The 1,055-nt window shown below is 47.2% G+C and carries 1 protein-coding gene; it reads right to left on the bottom strand.

Annotation, left to right across the window (positions count from 1 at the left end):
* Positions 1-1,055, bottom strand: a 1,055-nt coding sequence (gene tuf, locus AB4493_RS21315; protein WP_137001546.1) for an elongation factor Tu, incomplete at both ends; no start/stop codon positions are given.

The following is a 1,055-nucleotide window of genomic DNA, read 5'->3' as shown; positions in this document are numbered from 1 at the left end:
AAGATTTTAGCTACAACACCAGCACCAACTGTACGGCCACCTTCGCGGATTGCGAAACGTAGACCTTCGTCCATTGCGATTGGAGCGATTAGCTCAACAGTCATTTGAACGTTGTCACCTGGCATTACCATTTCTACGCCTTCTGGTAGAGTGATATCGCCTGTTACGTCAGTTGTACGGAAGTAGAACTGTGGACGGTAACCTTTGAAGAAAGGAGTGTGACGGCCGCCTTCGTCTTTAGAAAGTACGTATACTTCAGACTCAAACTTAGTGTGTGGGTTGATAGAACCTTTCGCAGAAAGTACTTGACCACGTTCAACGTCATCACGCTTAGTACCACGTAGAAGTGCACCAACGTTCTCACCTGCACGACCTTCGTCAAGCAGTTTACGGAACATTTCAACACCAGTACAAGTAGTAAGAGTAGTCTCTTTGATACCAACGATTTCTACTTCGTCACCTACACGTAGGATACCGCGCTCGATACGACCAGTTACAACAGTACCACGACCTTGAATTGAGAATACATCTTCAATTGGTAGTAGGAACGGTTGGTCAACTGCACGCTCTGGCTCAGGAATGTAAGAATCTAGTGCTTCTGCAAGCTCAACGATCTTGTCTTCCCACTGCTTCTCGCCGTTTAGTGCGCCAAGTGCAGAACCTTGGATAACTGGTAGGTCATCACCTGGGAAGTCGTATTCAGAAAGAAGTTCACGAACTTCCATCTCAACTAGCTCAAGTAGCTCTTCGTCATCAACCATGTCACATTTGTTCATGAATACGATGATGTAAGGGATACCAACTTGACGACCAAGTAGGATGTGCTCACGAGTTTGAGGCATAGGGCCGTCAGTCGCAGCAACAACTAGGATACCGCCGTCCATTTGTGCTGCACCAGTGATCATGTTTTTAACATAATCCGCGTGTCCTGGACAGTCTACGTGTGCGTAGTGACGTGCTGGAGTGTCGTACTCAACGTGAGAAGTTGCGATTGTGATACCGCGCTCACGCTCTTCTGGAGCGTTATCGATAGATGCGAAATCTTTAGCAACACC

The organism is Vibrio sp. 10N.222.55.A1 (genome assembly GCF_041473835.1).
Classification (GTDB): Bacteria; Pseudomonadota; Gammaproteobacteria; order Enterobacterales; family Vibrionaceae; genus Vibrio; species Vibrio crassostreae_C.
This window is presented reverse-complemented; position numbering and strand designations above follow the sequence as displayed.